This window comes from Microbacterium sp. K27, assembly GCF_004794435.1.
Taxonomy (GTDB): Bacteria; Actinomycetota; Actinomycetes; order Actinomycetales; family Microbacteriaceae; genus Microbacterium; species Microbacterium maritypicum_A.
This window is the reverse complement of sequence record NZ_SSDK01000034.1, coordinates 1-308: the sequence shown is the minus strand read 5'-3', so window position 1 is coordinate 308 and position 308 is coordinate 1. Positions and strand designations below refer to the sequence as shown.

Below are 308 nucleotides of genomic sequence, written 5' to 3'. Positions count from 1 at the left end.
TCCCCAGATCGGCGGCCTCGTTCCCCCTCGTGAGACGGGCGGCCGGGTTCTCCTCCCCCGAGGATCCCGACCTGCCCGACCAGTGCGAATGCCCCCCGCACCAGTGCCTGGATCCCGCCCCCCGGTGGAATCCTCACGGCTGTCTCTATGGGATGAGACGACGCTCCTCCCGATTCATTACGCGACTTCTCGAAATTCTTTCGAGAAGTTCTTCCCGATCCTCGGATCGAACGTGCGGGAGGCCGCCGCTCCCCAGATCGGCGGCCTCGTTCCCCCTCGTGAGACGGGCGGCCGGGTTCTCCTCCCCC

At 67.2% G+C, this 308-nt stretch carries 1 protein-coding gene; it reads left to right on the top strand.

The annotated features are described in order from the left end of the window. Nucleotides 1–124: 124 nt before the first annotated feature. The coding region (locus tag DW307_RS18210) for a hypothetical protein (protein ID WP_205810406.1) at nt 125–308 on the top strand (184 nt) is incomplete at its 3' end.